The organism is Mesorhizobium sp. M7A.F.Ca.US.014.04.1.1, assembly GCF_003998745.1.
GTDB classification, from domain to species: Bacteria; Pseudomonadota; Alphaproteobacteria; order Rhizobiales; family Rhizobiaceae; genus Mesorhizobium; species Mesorhizobium ciceri.
On record NZ_RZRW01000368.1, the window covers coordinates 1 to 5,878 of the forward strand.

A 5,878-nucleotide genomic window follows, 5' to 3' on the forward strand; every position below is an offset into this window, starting at 1 on the left:
ATCTCTTCGGCCGATTTGCCGAGTGTCTGCAGATGGATCTCCGGGGTTTCCGGCGCTTCATAAGGGGAATCGACGCCGGTGAAATTCTTGATCTCGCCATTCAGCGCGCGCGCATAGAGGCCCTTCGGATCACGCCTGGCGCATTCCTCGAAGGGCGTATCGACGAACACCTCGACGAATTCTCCGTCGGCCATCAATTCACGTGCCATGCGCCGTTCGGCGCTGAACGGCGAAATGAACGAAACAATGACGATCAACCCGGCATCGGCCATCAAACGCGCCACCTCGGCGACGCGGCGGATGTTCTCGACGCGATCGGCATCGGTAAAGCCAAGATCGCGATTGAGACCGTGACGGACGTTGTCGCCGTCGAGGATATAAGTATGACGGCCGGTGGCGAACAGCTTCTTTTCGAACAGGTTGGCGATGGTCGACTTGCCGGATCCCGACAGCCCGGTGAACCAGAACACGGCGGGCCGCTGGTTCTTCATGTCGGCGCGCACGCGCTTGCCGACATCGAGCGACTGCCAATGGATGTTTTCGGCACGACGCAGCGAGTGCAGGATCATGCCGGCGCCGACCGTGGCGTTGGAGATGCGGTCGATCAGGATGAAGGCGCCGGTTGTGCGGTTTTCGGCGAAGGGATCAAAGGCGATCGGCGTCCGCGTCGAGATGTTGCAGATGCCGACTTCGTTCATTTCGAGCGACTTGGCCGCTTCATGGGCAAAGTCGTTGACGTTGATCCGGTATTTCAGATCGGTGACGGTGGCGCTGGTCTGGTCGGTCTCGGTGCGCAGGATGTAGGAGCGGCCCGGCAGCAGCGCATGCTCGTCGAACCAGACGATGTTGGCGGCGAACTGGTCGGCGACCTGCGGCCGTGCGGCAGGCGAAACCAGCATGTTGCCGCGCGAGATTTCGACTTCGTCGTCGAGGACGAGCGTGACGGCCTGTCCGGCAGCCGCCTGGGCGAGATCGCCGCCATACGAGACGATCCGCTTGACGCGCGAGGATTTGCCCGACTTGGCGACAACGACCTCGTCGCCGGGCGCAACCGAGCCGGAAGCGACCGTGCCGGCAAAGCCGCGAAAGTCGAGATTGGGACGATTGACATACTGGACCGGGAAACGGAACGGCAGTTCGACCATCGCTTGGTCGACCGACACGGTTTCGAGATGCTCGATCAGCGTTGGGCCGGAATACCATTCCATGCTTTCCGACCGACGGCTGACATTATCGCCATAACGGGCCGACATCGGGATCGGCACAATGGTCTGGAAGCCGAGATCGCGCGAGAATTGCCCGTAGTCTTCGACGATCCGGTCGAAAACCGTCTGATCGAAATCGACAAGATCGATCTTGTTGACGGCCAGCACGACGTGGCGGATGCCGAGCAGCGAGGCGATGATCGGATGTCGCCTTGTCTGGCGAAGCACACCCTGCCGGGCATCGATCAGCACGATCGCCAGGTCGGCGGTCGAGGCGCCGGTGGCCATGTTGCGGGTGTATTGCTCGTGACCAGGTGTGTCGGCGACGATGAATTTGCGCTTCGGCGTGGCAAAGAAACGGTAGGCGACGTCGATCGTGATGCCTTGCTCACGCTCGGCCTCGAGGCCGTCGACCAGCAGTGCGAAATCGATGTCGTCGCCCGTCGTGCCATGCTTGCGCGAATCGCGTTCGAGCGCGGCGAGCTGGTCCTCGAAAATCTGCTTGGTGTCGGACAGCAGGCGCCCGATCAGCGTCGACTTGCCGTCATCGACCGAGCCGCAGGTCAGGAAGCGCAGCAGCGACTTCTTCTCCTGCGCCGCCAGATAGTCGCGAACGCCGTCGGTGGGGGCGAGGCTCTTTGCCATGATGTGGCGCATGGTCAAAAGTACCCCTCGCGCTTCTTCTTTTCCATCGAGCCGGCTTCATCGCGGTCGATCAGGCGCCCCTGCCGTTCGGATGTCCGTGCCGTCAGCATTTCGCCGACGATGGCTTCCAGCGTGTCGGCCTCCGATTCGATGGCGCCAGTCAGCGGATAGCAGCCAAGCGTGCGGAACCGCACGAGCCGGTTCTCCACTGTCTCGTCGGGGCGGAGTTTCATGCGCTCGTCGTCCCGCAGGATCAGCATGCCGTCGCGTTCCACCACCGGCCGTTCCTTGGCGAAATAGAGCGGCACGATGGGGATACTTTCCTGCAGGATGTACTGCCAGATATCCAGCTCGGTCCAGTTCGACAGCGGAAAGACGCGGATCGATTCACCCGATGCGATGCGGGTGTTGAATATCTTCCACATTTCGGGGCGCTGGTTCTTCGGATCCCACACATGCTGGGCATTGCGGAAGGAAAAGATGCGCTCCTTGGCGCGCGATTTCTCCTCGTCGCGACGTGCGCCGCCAAAGGCCGCGTCGAAGCCGTATTTGTCGAGCGCCTGGCGCAGCGCCACGGTCTTCATGACATGGGTGTGGGTGTTCGAACCATGGTCGAACGGATTGATGTTGTCGCGCACGCCGTCTTCGTTGACATGAACCAGGAGATCGAAGCCGAGTTTCTGCGCCATCTGATCGCGAAAGGCGATCATCTCGCGGAACTTCCACGTCGTGTCGACGTGAAGAAAGGGAAATGGCGGCTTGGCGGGATAAAACGCCTTCATCGCCAGATGCATCAACACGGATGAATCCTTGCCGACCGAATAGAGCATGACCGGCTTGGCAAAGGCGGCCGCAACCTCGCGGAATATATGGATGGACTCGGCCTCAAGCCGCTGAAGATGCGTAAGCGCTGTTGTCATGGACCGTGGGCGTTCTTTCGTATTTCCAACAGAAGACCTGCCTCAAATCATCGAGCTTTTGCGCCCGGTTCGAGCCTTGTTTCTGGACAATCTTCCTCGTGCCGGCGTTCTAGCAGATCGCCGTTGTCAAGAACAATGCAAGACTGGCCCGGCCGCACATGGTTCGAGAATGAATTTTCCACAGATACCATCAAACCCGGAAATTCCTGCCCGCAAGCTCAACAACCGAGAAAACGCGGGGAAAATATTGCTTGAATGGCCGGCTACGGCTTTCAAGCGACTTCCCTTGGCCGACCGTCGCCTGCCGCCGATTTTCGGTGGCAATCCACCAGATACACTATCGAAAACGGGGGGCGGCCGCTATACCAGCTTCGGCAGCGGGCAAGCGCGTTATGAGGCATGGGCAATTTCGAGGCGAGCGCATTCAACTTCGCTAAACAAGATCCGCCGCATGACACTTGCCGAAAACAGCGAGCCCGAAAATTGAACCGGCTTTCATCCCTCACACAGCAATTCTCGCCTTCGCGGATCAACAACTACTTCTCCATCCTTTGCTTCTTTTTTCCACCGGTTCTGGGGTCGGTGGTCAGCTTTGTGTTCAATTGCGGAGGCCTTTCGTCCGCCCTGCTGATTGCTTTAGGGAAAAGGCGCTTCAACGCCGACCGGCCCATGATCTGGATGACGGTCGCGATCTATGCCTACTGCGCCGCCAATCTCCTGGCGTCCATCGTCAACAACTCGTTTGTCCGGGATGCGCCGCATCTTATCCCGCTCGTCACCTTCCTGTTTTTTCCCGTGTCCTATTCGACCTGGAGCAACACGCAGAAAACCACGCTTGCCCGCATCGTCGTGCTTTCCAGCATGGCCGCCTGCTTTGTCGCGCTGCTCATGGCCGTCATCCAGCAATATTGGATTGGCGTCAGGGCGGAGGGGGGAGCCGGAAATCCGATCGTCTTCGCAACCGTCGTCTGCCTTGCCGTGGTGACGTGTGTGGCTGGCGCCTTGTCCAGTATTGAGCAAGCCCGGACACCCCTCTTCTACGCGACACTGGCCGGGACGATCGCCGTCATCTATTCCGGCTCGCGTACCATCTGGCTGGCACTGCTGATTGCCGGCATAGCCGTCATGTTGATCAACCGGCACAGGCTCAGGGGCAGGAATGCCGTTCGCCTGCTGCTGCTGCTGGCGGCAGTCGGCGTCGTGATCGCCGCTTCCAGCTTCCAGGCGATATCCGGGCGGGTCGACTTTTTGCGCTCCGATTGGGGTGCGCTTGGAGCTAGCGGCAACTACGACACCTCGTTGGGAATACGTGTTGCGCTTTGGGAGATCGGCCTCAAAGCATTCCATGACATGCCACTGTTCGGGCACGGTGTGGGTGCAACCCAGCTTCTGATCAAACAGGGCTTTCATGAGCAGTTCGCGATGGACACAGGCTTCAACCATTTCCACAACGGCTTCCTGACCGCCTTGGTGCAAGCAGGAATTCTGGGCGCCGTGACGCTGGCAGCGATCTTTATCGTTGCCGCTGGAAATGCCGCCCGGGTCTTGCGAAGCAGCAGCGATCCGAACGAGCGGTTCGGCGCCACCATGATTGTCGTCGTGGTGATCACCTATCTGACGGCCGGAATGACAGGCATCCTGGTCGGCCATGACATTCTGGACTCGGTGCTGATGGTCTTCCTGGTGAGCGGAACATATCTCGCCTCCGGACGTCATGTTCCTTTGCTGGACGAACCGGCACTTGCACCAGTCACGCAAGACCTGTCTCGGGCAAGGCCATGAAGGTTCTGGTCACGGGCGCGACAGGTTTCATCGGGCGTCTTGTCGTGCGCCACTTACGCGAAGCCGGTGCCGAGCTTCGCCTCGCCTCCCGCCATCCCGAGAGGCTTGGTTCGGAGAACGAGACTGTGCCGATGCCCGGCTTCGATGCGCCGGCCGCCGCCTTCCTGGAACTGACCCGGCATATGACTGACGTCGTCCATTGCGCTGGCCTCAACAATGATCGGGGAAATGCAACCGAAGCCGATTACCAGGCGGCCAATGTGGAACTGAGCGCAAGGCTGGCGCATGCAGCGGCGGCCCAGATAAGCGGACGTTTCATTCATCTCTCCTCGATCCGGGCGGTGATCGGCGCGCACGTCAGCGCAACGATCGACGAGGACACGCTTCCTGCCCCACAATGCGCCTATGGACGCTCGAAGCGCGAAAGCGAGATCACGGTTTTGGACGCCTATGCGTCGCATGGCCGCTCCGACGCCGCCGTGTTGCGCCTGCCTCCGGTCTATGGAAGTGGCATGAGGGGAAATCTGGCAACGCTGATGCGCCTTGCCGATACGCCGCTGCCGCTGCCGACTGGTGCCTTGACCGGAATCCGTTCGCTGATGTCTTCCGAGGCCGCGGTGCGAGCAGTGTCGCACCTGCTCAGCCATTCCGGGCTGCTTCGCCCGATCTATGTCGGCGCCGATGTGCCGCCGGTCGCCCTCGACGCCGTCATCGCCGTCTTTCGCAGAGGTTTGGGGCGGCCTGTGCGCCTGATGGCGATGCCGGCCGGGCTGATACGGCCGGTGGTGGCCGCACTCGGCAGGCGGGCGTTCTGGGACAGCCTGACCGCGACACAAATATGCGACCCCGCCCTGCTGGTATCGCAGGGGTGGACGCCCGAAGCCGGCACGCTTGAGCGGCTGGCCGAGCTGGCGCGGCTCAGCAGATCCTGACTTTCTTGCTTGACCATGATCTTTTCATGGTCTGCTCAGCGGTAGAGCGTTCCAAACAGGATCCGAAGATCGAGCCAGAACGACGCGGTGCGGAGGTAGGCAGCATCCGTTTGCGCCAAGAGCTCCGGGTTAGACATGTCGATGCCCCTGATCTGGGCCAGGCCGGTTATGCCCGGCAGCGCCGCCAAAACCCCCAGCCGCCTGCGACACTCGATCAATTCCGTCTGGGTCGGCAGGCAGGGCCGCGGCCCGACCAGGCTCATTTCCCCCTTCAAGACGTTCCAGAATTGCGGCAGCTCATCGAGCTTGAACTTCCGCAAGACCTTTCCAACCGATGTCACGGAATCCGCCGGCGCCTCATGCGAGGGTAGCGACGGCGTCCCGACATACATCG

6 protein-coding genes are annotated in these 5,878 nt (G+C 60.8%); 3 read left to right on the plus strand and 3 right to left on the minus strand.

Going from position 1 to position 5,878, the window contains the following annotated elements; all coding sequences use genetic code 11:
• On the minus strand, positions 1–1,862 hold a 1,862-nt coding region (gene cysN / locus EOA22_RS22185), incomplete at its 3' end, for a sulfate adenylyltransferase subunit CysN (RefSeq protein ID WP_164755726.1).
• A gap of 2 nt (positions 1,863–1,864) precedes the next feature.
• On the minus strand, positions 1,865–2,770 hold the full coding sequence (cysD, locus tag EOA22_RS22190) for a sulfate adenylyltransferase subunit CysD (protein ID WP_013532711.1): 906 nt from the start codon (positions 2,768–2,770) through the stop codon (positions 1,865–1,867).
• Between cysD and EOA22_RS22195 the strand changes: the two genes are divergently transcribed.
• The 3 genes from EOA22_RS22195 to EOA22_RS22205 all read left to right on the plus strand — a co-directional run bounded on the left by EOA22_RS22195 (position 2,769) and on the right by EOA22_RS22205 (position 5,484).
• Positions 2,769–3,257 carry a hypothetical protein gene (locus EOA22_RS22195; RefSeq protein WP_127224166.1) on the plus strand — a complete coding sequence of 163 codons (489 nt, stop codon included), beginning with the start codon at positions 2,769–2,771 and terminating at the stop codon, positions 3,255–3,257. The genes cysD and EOA22_RS22195 overlap by 2 nt on opposite strands.
• 95 nt (positions 3,258–3,352) lie before the next feature.
• Positions 3,353–4,552 carry an O-antigen ligase gene (locus EOA22_RS22200; protein ID WP_164745775.1) on the plus strand — a complete coding sequence of 400 codons (1,200 nt, stop codon included), beginning with the start codon at positions 3,353–3,355 and terminating at the stop codon, positions 4,550–4,552.
• Positions 4,549–5,484, plus strand: a complete 936-nt coding sequence (locus tag EOA22_RS22205; protein WP_013532713.1) for an NAD-dependent epimerase/dehydratase family protein — start codon at positions 4,549–4,551, stop codon at positions 5,482–5,484. Before EOA22_RS22200 ends, EOA22_RS22205 begins: the two co-directional genes overlap by 4 nt.
• A gap of 35 nt (positions 5,485–5,519) precedes the next feature.
• On the opposite strand, the gene EOA22_RS22210 is transcribed toward EOA22_RS22205, so the two are convergent.
• Positions 5,520–5,878 (minus strand): sugar transferase (locus EOA22_RS22210; protein WP_164755724.1); only part of this gene is annotated, 359 nt, incomplete at its 5' end.